The sequence below is a fragment of the Streptomyces sp. 6N223 genome, assembly GCF_052246635.1.
GTDB lineage: Bacteria > Actinomycetota > Actinomycetes > Streptomycetales > Streptomycetaceae > Streptomyces.
This window is the reverse complement of the sequence record NZ_JBQQCA010000006.1, coordinates 62,439-79,156: the sequence shown is the minus strand read 5'-3', so window position 1 is coordinate 79,156 and position 16,718 is coordinate 62,439. Positions and strand designations below refer to the sequence as shown.

Sequence of the window (16,718 nt, the reverse complement as noted above, 5' to 3'; positions counted from 1 at the left end):
GTCCCGTTCCGCCCCTTCGACGCGAGCCCCCGGCGGCGGGTTCCGCTTCCGGCCTCGGAGTACGCCCCGACCGCCCGCGTACGCCGCGTGGAGCAGGCCAGGTGCCGCTCGGCGTACGACGACCCGGACGCGCCCCGGCGGGAGGCTCGCAGGCATAGCGATTCCTGACGCGATTCCTGACGAGAGAAGGGTGGTGACGGGGCATGGACGTCTCGGCACCGGTGATGACGGATGTGGCGGCCCGGGTCGTCGACGCCGTGAAGGTGTACGGCACGGGCGGCACCGAGGTGCGCGCGCTGGACGGGGTGAGCGTGGCGTTCCCGGCCGGGCGTTTCACGGCGATCATGGGCCCGTCCGGGTCCGGCAAGTCCACGCTGATGCACTGCGCCGCCGGGCTCGACTCGCTCACCTCGGGCGCGGCGTTCATCGGCGACGCCGAGCTGAGCGGCCTGGACGACCGCAGGCTCACGCTGCTGCGCCGCGAGCGCGTCGGCTTCGTCTTCCAGGCGTTCAACCTGCTGCCCACGCTGAACGTGGCGGAGAACATCACGCTCCCGATGGATCTGGCGGGAGTGCGGGCGGACGCGGCCTGGGTCGACGCGCTGATCGAGGTGACCGGCCTGGGCGACCGGCTGCACCACCGGCCCAGCGAGCTGTCCGGCGGCCAGCAGCAGCGGGTGGCGGTCGCCCGCGCCTTCGCCGGCAAGCCGGAGGTCGTCTTCGCCGACGAGCCGACCGGCAACCTGGACTCCCGCTCCGGCGGCGAGGTGCTGCGGCTGCTGGCGCGCAGCGCCCGCGAGCTGGGGCGCACGGTGGTGATGGTCACGCACGACCCGGTGGCCGCCTCGCACGCCGACCGGGTGGTCTTCCTGGCCGACGGCCGGCTCGTGGACGAGATGGCGGCGCCGACGACCGACCGCGTGCTGGAGCGGATGCACCGCTTCGCGGGCGTTGCGGACGAGGGGGTGCGGTCATGAGCACGAGGAGCACGGCCGGTACGAGCACGACCCGTTCGAGCACGACCCTTTCGAGCACGGCCCGAACGAGCCTGCGGCTGAGCGCCGCCGGGCTGCGCGCGCACAAGCGCCGCTTCGCGGGCACCTTCGTCGCGGTGATGCTCGGCGTCGCCTTCCTCAGCGGCACGCTGGTGATGGGCGACACGCTGCGCAACGCCTTCGACACGATGTTCACCGACGCGGCGAGCGGCACGGACGCGGTGGTCCGCAGCGCGGACGAGATCAGCGTCGGGGACGAGCAGCCGATACGCCAGCCCGTGGACGCGGGCCTGGCGGAGGAGATCGGCCGGGTGCCGGGCGTGGCGTCGGCCGAGCCCGACATCCAGGGCACCGGGCGGCTGCTCGGCGCGGACGGCGAGCCGCTGGGCGGCGGCGGGCCGCCGACCACCGCCGGGAACTGGATCGCCGACCCGGAGCTGAACCCGTACCGGCTGGCCGAGGGCCGCGACCCGGAGCGTTCCCGCGAGATCGTGATCAACCGGGGCGCCGCCGAGTCCGGGGACCTGGCGGTGGGCGACGAGACGACGCTGCTGACGCCCGACCCGGTGCGGGTGACGGTCACCGGCATCGCGACCTTCGCGGGCGAGAACGGCATGGGCCAGGTCACCTTCGCCGGGATGACGCGGGCCGACGCCGAGCGGTACCTGACCGCCGAGCCCGGCCAGGCGGAGACGATCCTGGTGCGGGCCGGACCCGGCACCAGCCAGGAGGAGCTGGTGGCGGCGCTGCGGCCGGTGCTGCCCGAGGGCGTCGAGGCGATCACGGGCGAGGCGTTCGCGGAGGAGAACACCGACGAGATCGCCGGGATGTTCCTGACCGGCTTCACGATGGGCCTGACGGGCTTCGCGGTGGTGGCGCTGCTGGTGGCGACTTTCAGCATCTACAACACCTTCGCGATCATCGTGGCGCAGCGCACGCGGGAGAACGCCCTGCTGCGGGCGATCGGCGCGACGCGGCGGCAGGTGTTCGGCCAGACCCTGGCGGAGGCGGTGGCGGTCGGCGCCCTGGCCGCGGGCGCCGGGCTGCTGGGCGGCCTGGCCATCGCGGCGGGCCTCCAGGCGCTGTTCCCGGCGGTCGGGTTCCCCTTCCCGGACGGGCCGCTGGTGGTCGGCGGCACGGCGCTGGCGCTGTCCTTCGGCGTGGGCCTGGTGGTGTGCGTCGGCTCGGCCCTGCTGCCGGCCCTGCGCGCCGGGCGGGCGGCCCCGCTGGCCGCCCTCCGCGAGACGGCGGTGGACACGGCGGGCGCGTCCCGCGCCCGGGGCGCGATCGGCGCCGCGCTGGGGGTGGGTGGCGTACTCCTCACTGCGTATGGCGCCACGGCCGGACCGTCGGTGACGCTGACGATCATCGGCGCGGTGGCGACGTTGGTGGCGTTCGTCACCCTGGGCCCGGTGGCGGCGACGCTCGCGCTGGGCGGCGCAGCCGTTGGGCGGCGGCGCGGAGCCTCGGCGCGGCAGCGCCCCCCGGCCCCGGCCGGAGCGGCCGTCGGCGGGGCACCTGCCGACAGGCCGACGGCGACGCAGCACGCGGCGCGGCACGCGGCGCGGCGCGAAGCGCCCGCGACATCTCCCGCCGACCGGCGCGAAGCCGCAGCCGAGGCGGCGGACACCGCAGCCCAGCGCGCGGACGCGGCGCAGCCGCAGACAGCCCCCGGCGGCGCAGCCGCCGACGGGGCGGTGCGCCAGGCGCCCGCCAGGGCCCGGCGCTGGCTCAACGCCTCGCTCGCGCGGCGTAACGCCCTGCGCAGCCCGAAGCGGACGGCCGCGACGGCCACCGCGCTGATGATCGGCGTCGCCGTCGTGTCCCTGTTCACCGTCTTCGGGGCCTCGCTGCGGACCTCCCTCGACGAGTCCGTGTCGCGCTCCTTCGCGGGCGACGTCGCGGTGCGCGCGCCCGGGTTCGCCACCGAGGGGGCGGACCTGAGCCCGGAGCTTGCGCCCGCCATCGCGGAGTTGCCGCAGGTGGAAACCGCGCTGGGGCTGGGCACGGGCGTCGCCGAGGTGTCGGGGACCGGGGAGCGGCTGACCGTGACCGACCCGGGGGCGATGGGCGGCGTGCTCGACCTCGGGCGGGTCGACGGGCGGCTCGGCGGGCTCGGCTCCGACGGTGTTGCCGTGTCGGCGGACGAGGCCGAGGCGCACGGCTGGGAGCTCGGCGACACCGCCCGCCTCGCCTTCACCGACGACGGGGACGGCCGGACGCGGCCGTTCACCATCCGGGCCACCTACGAGCAGGACGACCTCGCCGGCGACTACGTCATCTCGCGCGAGGCGTGGGCCCCGCACGCCCGGCAGGACGCCGACACGCTCGTCGCCGTCACCTTCGCCGACGGCGTCACCGAGGAGGAGGGCCGCGCGGCCGTCGCCGGGGTGGCGCGCGAGTTCGGCAGCCCGGAGGTGCAGACGCGGGACGAGTTCGCCGCCTCGGCGGGCGAGGGCGTCGACATGATGCTGACGCTGGTCTACGCCCTGCTGGGCCTGGCCGTGCTCATCGCGCTGCTCGGCATCGCCAACACCCTCACCCTCGCCGTGCACGAACGCACCCGCGAGCTGGGTCTGCTGCGGGCCGTCGGCCAGACGCGGCGGCAGCTGCGGGCCATGGTGCGCTGGGAGTCGGTGATGGTGGCGGCGTTCGGCACCGCCGGCGGGCTGGCGCTCGGCGGGTTCCTCGGCTGGGCGCTGGTGCGGGCCACCGACTCGGCCGGAACCGGGGCGTTCACCGTGCCGCTCGTGCCGCTGGCGGTGGTGGCGCTGGTCGGGCTCACCGCGGGCGCGCTCGCGGGCTGGCGCCCGGCGCGGCGGGCCGCGCGGCTGGACGTGCTGCGCGCCATCGCCACCGAGTAGATCGCCACCGAGTAGACCGCCACGGAGGAGATCGCCACGGGGTAGGTGCAGTGGAACGCCGGGACGACCGGCAGACGCGGGCCCGTCGCAGGACGGGCCCGCGTCATACCTGAGACGGACAAGACGGAGTCGGCGCCTGAGGTGACGCGGCCGTCGGCGGGACCGTCTACATTGCTGAGCGTGACCGAGAGCCAGAGCCCGCCCGACCCGAGCCTGCGGTCGGAGCTGCGCATCGTCAGCGGCGTCGCCCGCGCGCTGCGCGCCGACCTGTTCAGTGGCGTGCTCAAGCCCCGGCCGCTGCCGCCGCTCTCGGAGACGCTGCCGCCGCTGAAGGCGCTTCCCGAGGCGGCGCGGGCGTACGCGCGGTGGCTGCCTCACGCCGTGGTCCTGGCCGTGGCGGTCGCCCTCGCGGTGCTGACGCTGGACGGCTGGGGCGTCGACATCGACATCGACTTCAACGACAGCGCCAAGCTTCTCGGGGCCGTGGTCGTCTTCGTCCCGCCGCTGGTGGCGCTGATCTGGCCGGTGGCGGCGTTCTGGCTGTCCTTCGCCGGCAACTGGATGCTGGCCTTCGGGGGCCTGCCGGAGGAAATGCCGTGGAGCACGGGCGGGTTCGTCGAGCACATCGTGGTGATGATGGTGGTCGCGGCGAACGCCCGGCCCCGGGTGGCCGCCGAGATATGGCTGATGACGGTCCTGCTCAGCGTGGGGTACGAGATCACCAACGACAGCTGGTACAGCTCCAACACCGTCGCCATGGCCGTCGCCTCCTTCGCCGCGCTGCTGGCCGTCGTGCTCACGCGCGACTGGTCGGAGACGCGGCGGGCGGTGGACGTGCAGGCCGCGGTCACCGCGCGGGAGCGCTCCAAGCGCACGCTGCTGGAGGAGCGCACCACCATCGCGCGCGAGCTGCACGACGTGGTCGCGCACCACATGTCGGTCGTCGCCATCCAGGCGGAGGCCGCGCCCTACCGGGTGGAGAACCCGCCGCCGGAGCTGGAGAAGGCGTTCGCGACGATCCGCGAGAACGCCCTGATCGCGCTCAGCGAGCTGCGCCGGGTCCTCGGCGTGGTGCGCGCGGCGGACTACGAGGCGCCCGACGCGCCCCAGCCCACCCTGGCGGAGCTCGACGGGCTGCTGGACAACGTGCGCGAGGCCGGCCTGGAGGTGGAGAAGGCCGTCACCGGCGCGGTGCGTGAGCTGCCGCAGGGCATCGAGCTGTCGGCGTACCGCATCATCCAGGAGGCGCTCAGCAACGCCATGCGGCACGCGCCCGGTGCGGCGGCGCGGGTGGAGATCTCCTACGTGCTGGGGGGCGTCGGCCTGCGCATCGTCAACGGGCCGCCGACCGAGCAGGTGCCGCCGTCGCCGGGGGCGGGGCACGGCATCACGGGGATGCGGGAGCGGGTGGCCATGCTGGGCGGCGCGATGACCGCGGAACCGACCGGCGACGGCGGGTACGAGACGGCCGTGTTCATACCCGTGCCGGTCGGGGGCGGGCCCGAGGGGGACGGGGGAAGCAAGGGTGGCACGGGTGGCGAGGGGGAGGCGACGTGACGATCAGGGTGCTGATCGCCGACGACCAGATGATGGTCCGCGAGGGCTTCTCGGTGCTGCTGAACGCCCAGCCGGACATCGAGGTGGCCGGGGAGGCCGTCGACGGCCGCGAGGCGGTGGACCGGGCCACCGAGCTGCGCCCGGACGTGGTGCTGATGGACATCAGGATGCCCGTGCTCAACGGCATCGAGGCCACCCGGGGGATCGTCGCCGAGGGGGTGTCGAAGGTGCTGGTGCTGACCACCTTCGACCTCGACGAGTACGTGTACCAGGCGCTGCGCGCCGGCGCCTCCGGCTTCCTGCTGAAGGACGCCTCGGCCCGCCAGCTCGCCGACGGCGTGCGGGTGGTGGCCGCCGGGGAGGCGCTGCTGGCGCCCACGGTGACCAGACGGCTCATCGCCGAGTTCTCGCGGATGGGGGCGGCGCCGAGACCTCCGGCACGCGAGCGGATCGGCGATCTGACGGAGCGCGAGACGGAGGTGCTGGCGCTCATCGCGCAGGGGCTGTCGAACGCCGAGATCGCCGAGCACCTGGTGGTGGCGGAGTCCACGATCAAGACCCATGTCAGCCGCGTGCTGGTGAAGCTGGGGCTGCGCGACCGCACGCAGGCGGCGGTCTTCGCCTACGAGGCGCGGCTGGTGACGCCCTCCTGACGCCCGGCTCCTGACGCCGCCCGGCTCCTGACGGCCTCGCCCGGCAACGGACGGCGACGGCCCTGTACTTACCGCGTACATACTCAGTAGGTAAGGAAGAGACGCGATGGCCCTCCAACGCGAACAAGAACGCGAACGCGAACGCGAAGCACGCTGGGACAACCTCCGCTACGTCGCGGGCACGGGGGTCGTCCTCATACACATCACCGAGACCCTTCCCGAGCCCGACGGGCTGCACTGGCTGTACCTGGCCACCTGGGCGATGCGTATCCCGCTCTTCGCGCTCCTCGCCGGGTACTTCAGCAGCGCCTCACCGCTGACCCGCGGGCGGGCGTGGGGCCTGGCGGTGATGCTGCTCCTGCCCTACTTCACCGTGCAGCTCGTGGCGTGGCTGGAGATCCAGGCGATGGCCGGCGCCGAGGCGTACTGGACGCAGGAGGTCCACAACCCCGGCTGGACGCTGTGGTTCCTCCAGGCGCTGATCCTGTGGCGGCTCGCCCTGCCCTACCTGGTCCGGCTGCGCTACCCGCTGGCGGCCACCGTCGTGGCGGCCCTGGTCGCGGGCTACCTCCCCATCGACCCGATGCCGTTCGCGTTCTCCCGGGCGGTGGTCTTCCTGCCGTTCTTCCTGCTCGGCTGGAAGCTGCGGCGGGGCGACCTCGACGGGTGGCTGCGCGCGAGGTGGAGCCGGGGACCGGCGCTGGCGGTGCTGGCGGTGGCGTTCACGGCCGCCTGGTTCGGCCGCGACCACGTCGGCCGCGACGTGCTGGAGTTCCGCCTCACCTACGCCGAGCTGGGCATGCCGTTCGACGCGCCGCTGGCGTTCGCCTGGCTGATCCGCTGCGCGGTGCTGCTGGGCGGCATGGCCGTCGCGCTGAGCGTCGTCCGGCTGGCGCCGCGCCGCCACCTGCCGGTCATCACCTACCTCGGCTCGGGCGGCCTGTACATCTACCTGCTGCACGGCCTGCTGCTGCGCCCGCTGAACGCCGCCGAGGCGTTCGCCTGGGTCGACAGCTGGACGGACCAGGCGGCGGTCGTCGGCTTCGCGGTCGGCGCGTCGGCCGTCCTCGCCTCGCCGCCCGTGCGCGCCCTGACCTGGCCCATCGTCCAGCCCCGGCTCGCCGGGCGGCTCAGCGCTGACCGCCCTACCCGCCCTGACCGCCCTGACCGCCGGGATCCCGAGCCTCCTCCACGTGCCCGAGGTCTCGTCCGGGTGCCACTCGGTCGCGGACGAGGCGCTTGACGGCGCTGGGCTCCGGAAAGCCCTGCTCGTGCCGGTCCCACACCGTCTCGCCGTCCACCCGCACCCGGAACACCCCGCCGGTGCCGGGCACCAGCGCCACCTCGGCCACGTCCGCCTCGAACGTGCCCAGCAGCTCCTGCGCCAGCCACACCGCCCGCGGCAGCCAGCGGCAGCGCGTGCAGTACTCGATCTCGATCCGCTTCACGGGGCCTCGCCCTCCTTCTGGATCTCGACGACGAGCTGCTTGGTCATCGGCTGATCGCTCTGCGGGCTGAAGTCGCCGAGCGGGGCGAGGGCGTTCATCTCCGGCATGTAGCCCATGGCGCAGCCGCGCGGCAGGTCGTACGCGCGGGCGGTGTAGCCGGTGAGGGTGCGGCGGCTGCCGTCCCTGGCGTGGCTGGTGATGGTGACCGTGCCGGAGTCGGCGATGCCGCGCTCGCGCATGTCGTCGGCGTTCATGAAGACGAGCGTGCGCAGGCCCGCCACGCCCCGGTAGCGGTCGTCGTCGGAGTAGATCGTGGTGTTCCACTGGTCGTGGGAGCGGACCGTGCCCAGCAGCAGCATCCCGTCGGGCACGGACACGTCGGGCATCGCGGCGGTGGAGAACTCGGCGCGGCCGGAGGGGGTGAGGAAGATCCGCTCGCGGGCGGGCTGGTGCAGCCGGAAGCCGCCGCGGCGGCGGGCGCGGGCGTTGAAGTCCGTGAAGCCCTCCAGCGCGCGGGCCATCACGTCGCGGACGCGGTCGTAGTCCTCCACGTACGACTCCCACGGCGTCTTGCTGCCGGGCAGGATCGCGCGGGCCATCCCGGCGATGATGGCCGGCTCGGAGCGCAGGTGCGGCGAGGCCGGACGCTTCATGCCGCGCGTGAGGTGGACCATGCTCATCGAGTCCTCCACCGACAGCTCCTGTTCGCCGCCCGCCTGCCGGTCCTTCTCGCTGCGCCCCAGGCAGGGCAGGATCAGCGCCCGGCGGCCGTGGACGAGGTGGCTGCGGTTGAGCTTGGTGGCGACGTGCACGGTCAGCTCGCAGCGGCGCAGCGCCTCGAAGGTGTACGCCGTGTCGGGCGCGGCCATCGCGAAGTTCCCGCCCATGCCGACGAAGACGCTGATCTCGCCGGCATGCATCCGCTCGATGCTGCGCACCGTGTCGACGCCCTCCTCGCGCGGCGGGTCGATGCCGCACACCTCGGCCAGCCGGTCGAGGAACGCCGGGGCCGGGCGGTGGGTGATGCCGCAGGTGCGGTTGCCCTGCACGTTGCTGTGGCCGCGGATGGGGCAGGCCCCGGCGCCCTCGCGGCCGAGATTGCCGCGCAGCAGCAGGACGTTGACGATCTCGCGCATCGTGTCGACGCCGTGCTCCTGCTGCGTGATGCCCAGGCACCAGGCGAAGATGGCGCGCTCGGCGGTGGCGTAGACGTCGGCGGCCCGGCGGATCTCGGCCTCGGCCAGGCCGGTGGCGGCGGTGATCGCGTCCCACCCCGTGTTCTCGACCAGCGCGGCGTACGCCTCGAATCCGTCGGTGAAGCGGTCGAGGAAGGCCCGGTCCAGGGCGTCGGCCTCGATGGTCGCCTTGGCGATGCCGCGCAGCAGCGCCAGGTCGGAGCCGATGCGCGGCTGGAGGGTGAGAGTGCCGGTGGGCGTGGCCCGGCCCGTGGCCATGCGGCCGAACTCGTGCGGCACGATGGTCCGCCCGGCGGCGGCCTCGATCATCGGATTGACGTGCACGATGCGGGCTCCGCGCCGGTGGGCGTGGGCGAGCTGGGTCAGCATGCGGGGGGCGTTGGAGGCGGCGTTGGAGCCGATGAGGAAGATCGCGTCGGCCTTCTCCCAGTCGTGCAGGTCGACGGTGCCCTTGTTGGTGCCGAGGGAGGCGCGCAGCGCCCGGCCGCTGGCCTCGTGGCACATGTTGGAGCAGTCGGGCAGGTTGTTGGTGCCGAACTCCCGCACCATGAGCTGGTAGAGGAACGAGGCCTCGTTGCTCAGGCGGCCCGAGGTGTAGAAGGTGGCGCGGTCGGGGCTGTCGAGGCCGCGCAGCGTCTCGCCGACGAGGGCGAACGCCGCGTCCCAGCCGACGGGTTCGTACCGGTCGGTGTCCGGGTCGTACGCCATCGGCTCGGTCAGCCGCCCGGCCTCCTCCAGCGCGGTGTCGGTCCACTCCATCAGCTCGGTGACGGTGTGGGCGGTGAAGAACGCCCGGTCGGCCCGCTTCGGCGTCATCTCCCAGGCGGCGTGCTTGACGCCGTTCTCGCAGATGTCGAGGTGCAGGCCGCGCTGGTCGTCGGGCCAGGCGCAGCCGGGGCAGTCGAAGCCCTTGTCGTCGTGGTTCATGCGCAGCATGGCGCGGGTGCCGTTGACCGGCGTCCGGTTGCGCGCCAGCACCCTGCCGACGCTGCGGGCCGCGCCCCAGCCCGCGGTGGGGCGCTGGTGCTGGGGCTGCTGCGGGTTCGGGTTCGGGGTCGGGTTCGGGGGGTCGTCGTCCTTGCTCATCGCATCACCTTCCGGGATCGGTACTCGCGCCATCACAGGATGACGCGTTCCTCCCCCGCGTACACGTTCATCGACTCCCCCCGCAGGAAGCCGACCAGCATCATGCCGGTCTCCGCCGCGAGGTCCACGGCGAGGGAGGAGGGCGCGGAGACGGCGGCGAGCACCGGGATGCCCGCCATCACGGCCTTCTGCGTGAGCTCGAAGGAGGCGCGCCCGGAGACCATCAGCACGGTGTCGGACAGCGGCAGCCGGTCCTGCTGGAGGGCGTGGCCGACGATCTTGTCCACGGCGTTGTGGCGGCCGACGTCCTCGCGCACGTCGATCAGCTCGCCACCGTCGGCGGTGAAGAGCGCGGCGGCGTGCAGCCCGCCGGTGCGGTCGAAGACGCGCTGCCCGGCCCGCAGCCGCTCGGGGAGCGCCGCGAGCGCCGCGGCCTTGACGGGCTGGCCCTGCGGCGTCGGCCAGCGGGAGGCGGTGCGCACGGCGTCCAGGCTGGCCTTGCCGCACAGCCCGCAGGAGGAGGTGGTGTAGACGTTGCGCTCCAGGCTGATCTCGGGCAGCGGGACACCCGGCGCGAGCCGCACATTCACGACGTTGTACTCGTTCCCCTCCGGCCCCTCCCCCGTGCAGTACGAGATCCCCGCCAGTTCCGCCGCCTGTCCCAGCACGCCCTCGCTGACGAGGAACCCGGCCGCCAGCGCGAAGTCGTCCCCGGGCGTGCGCATGGTGATGGCCAGGGCCCGGCCGCCGAGCCGGATCTCCAGCGGCTCCTCGACGACGAGCGTGTCCGCCCGGTGCCCGCCGCCTCCCATGCCCTCCGGGCGGATCCGCAGCACGCGGCGGCGTTGGGTGGGGTGTCTCATGCCCCCAGCCTCTAGCGCAGCAGCGCGGACGTCCAGAGCTCCTCCCTGCGCTCCGCGTAGTCGGCGTCGCCGCGCCAGGCATCCCCATGCCCGGTACGCCAGTGCGTGAGCCAGGGCTCGGTCCCCTGTGCGGCCTGCTCCTTCAGGAAGTCGTGCATGGCGCGGGAGCGGCGGGCGAGGAGGGGGACGAGGCGGTGGCGCTGCGGCTCGTCCAGGCCGTACGCGTCGGCGAGGACCCGGAGGCGGGCGGCGGCCCCGGCGTCGGGAAGCTGCCAGTCGGGGTGGGCGGAGAGCGGGATGAAGCCATGGGCGGCGTAGGCGAGGTCCCACAGGCGGGTGCCGGGGGCGGCGTTGTCCCAGTCGATGAAGACCCAGCTGTCGGTGGGGGGGTCCACGACGAGGTTCCACGGCGCGAGGTCGTGGTGGGCGATGATCTCGTCGCCGCTCTCTGGAAACAGCCTCTGCCAGCGGGCATCGGGCGGCGGCGTGAAGCCCTCGACCGCGTCGTGGTACTCGCGGATGAGGCGCGCGACGCGGGCGAGGCGTTCGTCCGGGGCCATCAGCGCGAACCGCTCGGGGTCGGGCCACAACGCCCGCCCGGGGGCGTAGCTCAGCACCTCCCGCCCGCGCTCGTCGATGCCGAGGGGACGCGGGGCACCGGCGTATCCGGCCTGGTGGAGGTGGGTGAGGAGGGCGTGCACGGCGGGCGTCCAGGGCCCGGCCGGGCGCCTCACGGTGTCACCGACGCGGACGACGCCGTCGGCGACGTTGCCGCCGGTCAGGGGCTCTTCCTCGGTCTCGCTCTTCATGGGTGCACCCTCGCACTTGACGCAGATCTTCGTCACTTAGCAAACTACCTAAGTCATGGTGATGATGGATGTCGATGTGCTCAAGGCGCTGGGCAACGACAAGCGCCTGCTGATCCTGGAGTGGCTGCGCGACCCCACCGCGCACTTCCCGCCGCAGCGGGACGGCGACCTGGTGGAAGACGGTGTCTGCTCGGTCTTCATCGCGCGGAAGCTGGGGGTGAGCCAGCCCACCGCCAGCGTGCACCTGAAGCTGCTCACCGGGGCGGGCCTGCTGCGCGCGAAACGGATCAGGCAGTGGACCTTCTACCGCCGCGACGAGCGGCGCATCGCCGAGGTCAAGCGGATGCTGAGCGAGGATTGGTGAGCGTGGGCGGGTACGAGAAGCTGATCGCGCTGCTGGACGAGTACGGCGCCCGGTACCGGCTGATCGACCACGAGCCGGAGGGGCGTACGGAGGTGGTCAGCGCGTACCGGGGCCACCCGGTCGAACACGCCGCCAAATGCATGGTGGTCATGGTGAAGACCGGCAAGAAGACCCGGCGATACTTCCTCGCCGTCGTCCCCGGCGACGCCCGCGTCGACCTGGGGCGGCTGAAGGCGCTGGCCGGTGGCACGTACGCCTCCTTCGCCACGCCGGAGAAGGCGGAGTCACTGGCGGGCAGCACCAGCGGCACGATCCTCCCCTTCAGCTTCCACGAGGACCTGGAGCTGGTCGTCGACCCGGCCCTGCTCGACGTCAGCCCCGATATCTTCTTCAACGCCGCCCGCCTGGACCGCTCGCTGGCGCTGCGGACCGAGGACTACGCCGCCCACCTGCGCCGCGTCGGCGCGCGGGTCGAGCCGATCACGGCGAAGGGATAGCGAGCCGCGCCCACTCGGCCAAGCGCTGGGCGCGGCGTTGCATGAGGTAGACGCGGTGGTGGGTGCGCTGCACCTCGTGGGCGAGGGCGAAGCCCTGCGTCTCGTAGTAGCGGACGAGTTCGGGGAACATGCAGCCGCGCCGGATCCACTGCCTGCCTTGGCGGGCGGCGCGATCGGTAGCCCAAAGGGCGATGTGAGTACCGGGCTTGTGGGTGCGATAGGCCGGGTCGGTCACGGTCGTGTACAGGTAGTGGGCTGGCTGGGCGAGTTCTTCGGACGTCCAGCCCCAGGGCGGGTGCTCCTCCTGGATGGTCGTGCAGCCGACGAGGCGTGAGTGCGCCGTCTCTTCGAGAATCCACATATGGCCGTCCGGGTTCTCGGCCTGTGCGGCGAGATTGTCCGCGCTGTCGCGCCAGGTGGGCAGGCCGCGTTCTTCGAGCCAGTCGCAGCGCGCGTCGATCATCGCGGCGACGGCGGAGATATCGGCGGCGGTGGCCGGGCGGATAGCGAAGGGCACGGGCGGATTCTCTCCTACAGGAAGGCGCGGACACTGAGGTGGAGGGTGATGACTTCCAGGAGTTGGGCGTCGCCGTTCTCGCGGTAGGTGCCGGTTTCGAGCCGCTGTACGGCTCGACGTAGGGCGCCGGGGTCGATCAGCCTCTCGTCGATGAGCGGTGAGCCGTCACTGAGCATCTGCTCGAACAGTGGCCGTCCGTGTGTCAGCAGGGCGTGCTGGACGACTTCGGCAAAGGATTCGCGTTCCGTGGGGTGGGTGACCTCGTCGCTGAGGCCAAGGGCGGCCAGGCGGCGGCGTTGAGTTGCTTGAGCTGGCGCCAGTCGATGGGGAGCCATTCGCCGAGCTTGACGAGGTCGGGGTCGGTGAAGGGGTGGAACAGACCCGCTCTATGTCGGTGCCGAAGGCCGCGCACTCGTAGTTTGCTTCCAACGCAGCGGGCGAGTTGAGGGCCGGTCGCGGTTCATCGTGTTCCCCCCGGCTCCGCAGGGGCGATCTTGAAGACGATCCACACGGTCTTGCCCACCGTGTGCTGAGTAACGTCCCAGTCGTCGGCCAGTTCCTGGACAAGTCGCAACCCGCGCCCGTGCTCCTCCTCCAGACCGGGCATGCGCAACGCGGGCACGCCGTCGCCGCTGTCGCGGACCTCAACCCGCACGTGGTCCTCGCCCGCTTCGACTCGCACGGCGAACATCCAGCCCGGCGGGACGCCATGCACCAGCGCGTTCGCGGCGACTTCCGAGACGGCGAGTCGTATGTCGTCGTGTCGGTCCGCGATCCCCCACTCCGCGAGCGTCCCGGTGGCGAAGTCGCGCGCGGCGCGAGCGGAGGAAGCACGTTGAGGGAAGTGTCGTTGCCGTGACAAGGGCACGGTGCGTCACCGCCTTGCTCTGGGGGCCTGTAGGCTGAGCACGACCTTAATGGTTTTCGCGAAAGGTGGCAAGAAGTGCCAGAGTTGATACGCACCGTGGGACGCCTACCGTGTAGGGCTGGAGAGACTGGTCGTCGGCCGTGGACGGAGGACAAGGTGAGCGACAGCGAGTGGGTCAGCAGCTCTACGCCGTACCTGACGCCGCGTGGGCTGGGGCAGCCGGATGCCTGGAGCGCCGAGACCGCCTCCCAGGGGCGGCGCGGCACCCAGCGCATCGTTCACGCCGGTGAGGTCCCCGCACCGGCCGAGGTGGCGGACTTGCTGGCGGTGCCCCACGATCAGCCGGTCATCGTCCGGCGACGGATCATGTATCTCGACGACCAGCCATGCGAGTTGACCGACACCTACTACCCGCTGCACATCGCCGGGGGCACCCCTCTCGCGGGCAAGGCCAAGATTCGCGGTGGCGCCGTCACACTGCTCGCCAGGCTCGGCCACGTCGGCGTCCACGTCCGCGAGGACGTGACCGCCGGGATGCCGAATGAGGAGGAGCGTGATGCGCTGCTGACCGGCCAGAACGAGGCCGTGCTGCGGCTGACACGCCTCACGATGGATGACGACAGGCGTCCGATTCAGGTGGACATGATGGTCATGCCCGCGCAGCGTCAGCGGCTGCGCTACGAACGCCGGATGGGATGACCTTGACCGAGACCGAAGCGGACAACGCGGCCGACCCGCGCTCGTTGCATGAGCGGATCGCCGCCGATCTGCGTGACGAGATCATGAGCGGAGACCTGGCGCCCGGCGCCAAGCTGCCGTCCACCGCCCAGCTCACCGCACGGTTCAACGCCTCCAACGCCACCGTGCAGAAGGCACTCCGCCTGCTCAAGGACGAACGGCTGGTTGTCGGACGCCCGGGAGCCGCCGTCACCGTTCGCGACCATCGGCAGCGCACGCTGCGGCCCGCCGCATACCTGGCACCGGCGGGTCCCGGCCGGCGGTACCCGTGGCTCGCGGAGGCGGAGAAGCTCGGGAAGCGGGCACGCAGCACGCTGCTGGAGGTGGGTGAAGACACGCCACCGACGGACGTGGCGATGGCGCTCCAACTCCCCCAAGGCGGGAGAGCGCTGCTCCGCAGCCAGATCCTCCTCCTGGACGAGGAGCCGGTAGAACTCGTCAAGTCGTACTACCCCCTGGAGATCGCACGCGGGACAGCGATGACGCAACGCCGCAGGATCAAGGGAGGCACCCCGAAACTCCTCGCCGGGCTCGGGTACCCCCCACGACTCAGCGTGGACAGGATCTCCGCTCGCGTTCCGACCCAGGAGCAGTACCGCCTGCTCCGCCTCCCCAGCGACCTCCCCGTGCTCCGCACCCTGCGTGTCGTCTACACCGACGAAGACCGCCCCATCGAGGCGACCGTCATGGCCAAGGCCGGGCACCTCTACGAGCTGCAATACGAGGTGGCCCCGGAGGAACCGCACACCGCAAACTGAAATGCTTCCGTCACGTCCCTCGCGGCGCCGGGTGCGCGTCGCCGATCCACCAGCCGGGTGGCGTAACGCCGGGGTAGCACGTCACTCTCCGCCGAGCGCCCGCGCCACCGCCTCCTCCGGCGTCGCGGCCTGGTCCACGCCGGGGATGGGCCAGCCGCCGAGGGAGAGGACCGGGATGCCGCCGCGGCGCTTGGCGAGGGCGATCTCGCTCAGCGTCCCCCAGGAGCCGCCGATCGCGATGACGGCGTCGGCGGAGTGGACGATGATCGCGTTGCGGGCCTCGCCCATGTCGGTGAGGATCACGGCGTCCAGGTCCGGGGAGGCTCCCTCGCGCGTGGCGTCCGGGCGTACGCCGATCACCAGGCCGCCGGCCTCCCGGGCGCCGGCCGCGGCGGCGGCCATCACGCCGCCACCGCCGCCGCAGATCACCACGGCGCCGCGCTCGCCGAGGAGGCGGCCCACGCGGCGCGCCTGTGCCGCCTCCTCGGCGGTGCACGCGCTGGGCCCGCACACCGCCACCTGCGCCGCTCCCGTCACGTCACGTCTCGTCGTCAGCTCTTGCGGGCCTGGTTGAAGCGGAGCATGTTGCCGGCCGGGTCGCGGAAGGCGCAGTCGCGTACGCCGTAGGGCTGGTCCATCGGCTCCTGGAGCACCTCGCCGCCCCCGGCCCGGATGCGTTCGAAGGTGGCGTCGCAGTCGTCCGTCGAGAAGATCACGCCGCGCAGCAGGCCCTTGGCCAGCAGCTCCGCCATCGCCTGCCTGTCCGCGGGCGAGGCGTTGGGGTCGGCCAGCGGCGGTTCGAGGACGATCTCCACGTCCGGCTGCGCGGGTGAGCCGACGGTCACCCAGCGCATCCCCTCGAACGCGACGTCGTTGCGCACCTCCAGGCCGAGAACGTCCCGGTAGAAGGCGAGCGCCTTGTCGTGGTCGTCCACTGCGATGAAACATGTTGAGAGCTTGATGTCCATGAATCCGACGCTACGGGGCGGCGGCGGATCCCGCTTCTCCGTTCCTGACCGGTCGCGTGTGAATCTTCGCGACGCACGCCGGGATCGCGGCGCCCGCCTCGTGGCGGCGGGCCCGGTAGGCGCTCGGGCTCTCGCCGACCAGCTCGGTGAAGCGTGAGCTGAACGACCCCAGCGAGGTGCAGCCGACCGCGAAGCACACCTCCGTCACGCTCAGGTCGCCCCGCCGCAGCAGCGCCTTGGCCCGCTCCACGCGGCGGGTCATCAGATAGCTGTACGGCGTCTCCCCGAAGGCGGCGCGGAAGCTGCGGGAGAAGTGCCCCGGCGACATGAGGGCGACCTTCGCCAGCGCCGGGACGTCCAGCGGCCGCGCGTAGTCGCGGTCCATGGCGTCCCGGGCGCGGCGCAGCCGTACCAGGTCCTCGAGCGTCACGTGCCCCAGCATCGCACGACGGTCTGACAACGCCGGTGGCCCGCCCAGGCCCGCCCAGGCCCGCCCAGGACGGTCTCGCCCGGGACGGTCTCCGTGAGCCGCCCCCG

The 16,718-nt window shown here is 72.7% G+C and carries 19 protein-coding genes; 9 read left to right on the top strand and 10 right to left on the bottom strand.

Annotated elements, in window-relative coordinates:
* The first annotated feature begins 203 nt into the window (after positions 1 to 203).
* The 5 genes from ACTWQH_RS06600 to ACTWQH_RS06580 all read left to right on the top strand — a co-directional run bounded on the left by ACTWQH_RS06600 (position 204) and on the right by ACTWQH_RS06580 (position 7,312).
* Positions 204 to 977, top strand: a complete 774-nt coding sequence (locus tag ACTWQH_RS06600; protein WP_443285397.1) for an ABC transporter ATP-binding protein — start codon at positions 204 to 206, stop codon at positions 975 to 977.
* Positions 974 to 3,859 carry an ABC transporter permease gene (locus tag ACTWQH_RS06595; RefSeq protein ID WP_443285396.1) on the top strand — a complete coding sequence of 962 codons (2,886 nt, stop codon included), beginning with the start codon at positions 974 to 976 and terminating at the stop codon, positions 3,857 to 3,859. The genes ACTWQH_RS06600 and ACTWQH_RS06595 overlap by 4 nt, the downstream gene beginning before the upstream one ends.
* A 171-nt stretch (positions 3,860 to 4,030) precedes the next feature.
* Positions 4,031 to 5,416: a sensor histidine kinase gene (locus tag ACTWQH_RS06590; protein WP_443285395.1), complete on the top strand. Its 1,386-nt coding sequence runs from the start codon at positions 4,031 to 4,033 to the stop codon at positions 5,414 to 5,416.
* On the top strand, positions 5,413 to 6,069 hold the full coding sequence (locus ACTWQH_RS06585) for a response regulator (RefSeq protein WP_443285394.1): 657 nt from the start codon (positions 5,413 to 5,415) through the stop codon (positions 6,067 to 6,069). The genes ACTWQH_RS06590 and ACTWQH_RS06585 overlap by 4 nt, the downstream gene beginning before the upstream one ends.
* Before the next feature lie 106 nt (positions 6,070 to 6,175).
* Positions 6,176 to 7,312 (top strand): acyltransferase family protein, encoded by a 1,137-nt coding sequence (locus ACTWQH_RS06580; RefSeq protein WP_443285393.1) that lies wholly within the window; start codon positions 6,176 to 6,178, stop codon positions 7,310 to 7,312.
* Here the strand turns inward: ACTWQH_RS06580 and ACTWQH_RS06575 are convergent.
* From ACTWQH_RS06575 to ACTWQH_RS06560, 4 genes are read right to left on the bottom strand one after another with little or no spacing between them, the layout of a single operon-like run.
* Entirely contained in the window at positions 7,215 to 7,517 is a 303-nt protein-coding gene (locus tag ACTWQH_RS06575) for a SelT/SelW/SelH family protein (RefSeq protein WP_443285392.1), read from the bottom strand. The two genes, ACTWQH_RS06580 and ACTWQH_RS06575, sit on opposite strands and share 98 nt — an antisense overlap.
* Positions 7,514 to 9,799: an FdhF/YdeP family oxidoreductase gene (locus ACTWQH_RS06570; RefSeq protein WP_443285391.1), complete on the bottom strand. Its 2,286-nt coding sequence runs from the start codon at positions 9,797 to 9,799 to the stop codon at positions 7,514 to 7,516. The genes ACTWQH_RS06575 and ACTWQH_RS06570 overlap by 4 nt, the downstream gene beginning before the upstream one ends.
* A 32-nt stretch (positions 9,800 to 9,831) precedes the next feature.
* A complete protein-coding gene (gene fdhD, locus ACTWQH_RS06565) occupies positions 9,832 to 10,662 on the bottom strand; it encodes a formate dehydrogenase accessory sulfurtransferase FdhD (RefSeq protein ID WP_443285390.1) in 831 nt (276 codons plus the stop codon).
* An 11-nt stretch (positions 10,663 to 10,673) separates the two neighbouring features.
* The gene (locus tag ACTWQH_RS06560) at positions 10,674 to 11,471 is read right to left on the bottom strand and encodes a phosphotransferase (RefSeq protein ID WP_443285389.1); all 798 of its coding nucleotides are present in this window, start codon (positions 11,469 to 11,471) and stop codon (positions 10,674 to 10,676) included.
* Positions 11,472 to 11,526: 55 nt separating this feature from the next.
* Between ACTWQH_RS06560 and ACTWQH_RS06555 the strand changes: the two genes are divergently transcribed.
* Positions 11,527 to 11,835, top strand: coding sequence for an ArsR/SmtB family transcription factor (locus ACTWQH_RS06555; protein WP_443285388.1), 309 nt, complete (start codon positions 11,527 to 11,529; stop codon positions 11,833 to 11,835).
* Positions 11,836 to 11,837: 2 nt separating this feature from the next.
* Positions 11,838 to 12,332 carry a YbaK/EbsC family protein gene (locus tag ACTWQH_RS06550; RefSeq protein WP_443285387.1) on the top strand — a complete coding sequence of 165 codons (495 nt, stop codon included), beginning with the start codon at positions 11,838 to 11,840 and terminating at the stop codon, positions 12,330 to 12,332.
* Here ACTWQH_RS06550 and ACTWQH_RS06545 read toward each other — a convergent pair.
* From ACTWQH_RS06545 to ACTWQH_RS06535, 3 genes are all read right to left on the bottom strand, one after another.
* The gene (locus ACTWQH_RS06545) at positions 12,316 to 12,849 is read right to left on the bottom strand and encodes a GNAT family N-acetyltransferase (protein WP_443285386.1); all 534 of its coding nucleotides are present in this window, start codon (positions 12,847 to 12,849) and stop codon (positions 12,316 to 12,318) included. The two genes, ACTWQH_RS06550 and ACTWQH_RS06545, sit on opposite strands and share 17 nt — an antisense overlap.
* Before the next feature lie 14 nt (positions 12,850 to 12,863).
* Complete coding sequence (locus tag ACTWQH_RS06540; protein ID WP_443285385.1) at positions 12,864 to 13,184, bottom strand: hypothetical protein; 321 nt, start codon at positions 13,182 to 13,184, stop codon at positions 12,864 to 12,866.
* Between the two features lie 125 nt (positions 13,185 to 13,309).
* Entirely contained in the window at positions 13,310 to 13,717 is a 408-nt protein-coding gene (locus ACTWQH_RS06535) for an ATP-binding protein (protein WP_443285384.1), read from the bottom strand.
* Between the two features lie 156 nt (positions 13,718 to 13,873).
* On the opposite strand from ACTWQH_RS06535, the gene ACTWQH_RS06530 reads away from it, so the two are divergent.
* Positions 13,874 to 14,416 carry a GntR family transcriptional regulator gene (locus tag ACTWQH_RS06530; RefSeq protein ID WP_443285383.1) on the top strand — a complete coding sequence of 181 codons (543 nt, stop codon included), beginning with the start codon at positions 13,874 to 13,876 and terminating at the stop codon, positions 14,414 to 14,416.
* Positions 14,413 to 15,213, top strand: a complete 801-nt coding sequence (locus ACTWQH_RS06525) for a GntR family transcriptional regulator (protein ID WP_443285382.1) — start codon at positions 14,413 to 14,415, stop codon at positions 15,211 to 15,213. Before ACTWQH_RS06530 ends, ACTWQH_RS06525 begins: the two co-directional genes overlap by 4 nt.
* A gap of 81 nt (positions 15,214 to 15,294) precedes the next feature.
* On the opposite strand, the gene ACTWQH_RS06520 is transcribed toward ACTWQH_RS06525, so the two are convergent.
* Genes ACTWQH_RS06520 through ACTWQH_RS06510 form a run of 3 tightly spaced genes read right to left on the bottom strand, consistent with a single transcriptional unit; the run spans position 15,295 to position 16,611 of the window.
* Entirely contained in the window at positions 15,295 to 15,750 is a 456-nt protein-coding gene (locus tag ACTWQH_RS06520; protein WP_443285381.1) for a TIGR00725 family protein, read from the bottom strand.
* Between the two features lie 14 nt (positions 15,751 to 15,764).
* Entirely contained in the window at positions 15,765 to 16,181 is a 417-nt protein-coding gene (locus ACTWQH_RS06515; RefSeq protein WP_443285380.1) for a VOC family protein, read from the bottom strand.
* A gap of 10 nt (positions 16,182 to 16,191) precedes the next feature.
* Positions 16,192 to 16,611 carry a helix-turn-helix domain-containing protein gene (locus ACTWQH_RS06510; protein WP_443285379.1) on the bottom strand — a complete coding sequence of 140 codons (420 nt, stop codon included), beginning with the start codon at positions 16,609 to 16,611 and terminating at the stop codon, positions 16,192 to 16,194.
* Positions 16,612 to 16,718 lie beyond the last annotated feature (107 nt).

Excerpts from the sequence above, each read along its gene's own strand:
- ACTWQH_RS06515 (WP_443285380.1), bottom strand. The coding sequence starts at position 16,181 with ATGGACATCAAGCTCTCAACATGTTTCATCGCAGTGGACGACCACGAC.
- ACTWQH_RS06555 (WP_443285388.1), top strand. The coding sequence starts at position 11,527 with ATGGTGATGATGGATGTCGATGTGCTCAAGGCGCTGGGCAACGACAAG.
- ACTWQH_RS06580 (WP_443285393.1), top strand. The coding sequence starts at position 6,176 with ATGGCCCTCCAACGCGAACAAGAACGCGAACGCGAACGCGAAGCACGC.
- ACTWQH_RS06525 (WP_443285382.1), top strand. The coding sequence starts at position 14,413 with ATGACCTTGACCGAGACCGAAGCGGACAACGCGGCCGACCCGCGCTCG.
- ACTWQH_RS06595 (WP_443285396.1), top strand. The coding sequence starts at position 974 with ATGAGCACGAGGAGCACGGCCGGTACGAGCACGACCCGTTCGAGCACG.
- ACTWQH_RS06570 (WP_443285391.1), bottom strand. The coding sequence starts at position 9,799 with ATGAGCAAGGACGACGACCCCCCGAACCCGACCCCGAACCCGAACCCG.
- ACTWQH_RS06540 (WP_443285385.1), bottom strand. The coding sequence starts at position 13,184 with ATGGCTCCCCATCGACTGGCGCCAGCTCAAGCAACTCAACGCCGCCGC.
- fdhD (WP_443285390.1), bottom strand. The coding sequence starts at position 10,662 with ATGAGACACCCCACCCAACGCCGCCGCGTGCTGCGGATCCGCCCGGAG.
- ACTWQH_RS06600 (WP_443285397.1), top strand. The coding sequence starts at position 204 with ATGGACGTCTCGGCACCGGTGATGACGGATGTGGCGGCCCGGGTCGTC.
- ACTWQH_RS06560 (WP_443285389.1), bottom strand. The coding sequence starts at position 11,471 with ATGAAGAGCGAGACCGAGGAAGAGCCCCTGACCGGCGGCAACGTCGCC.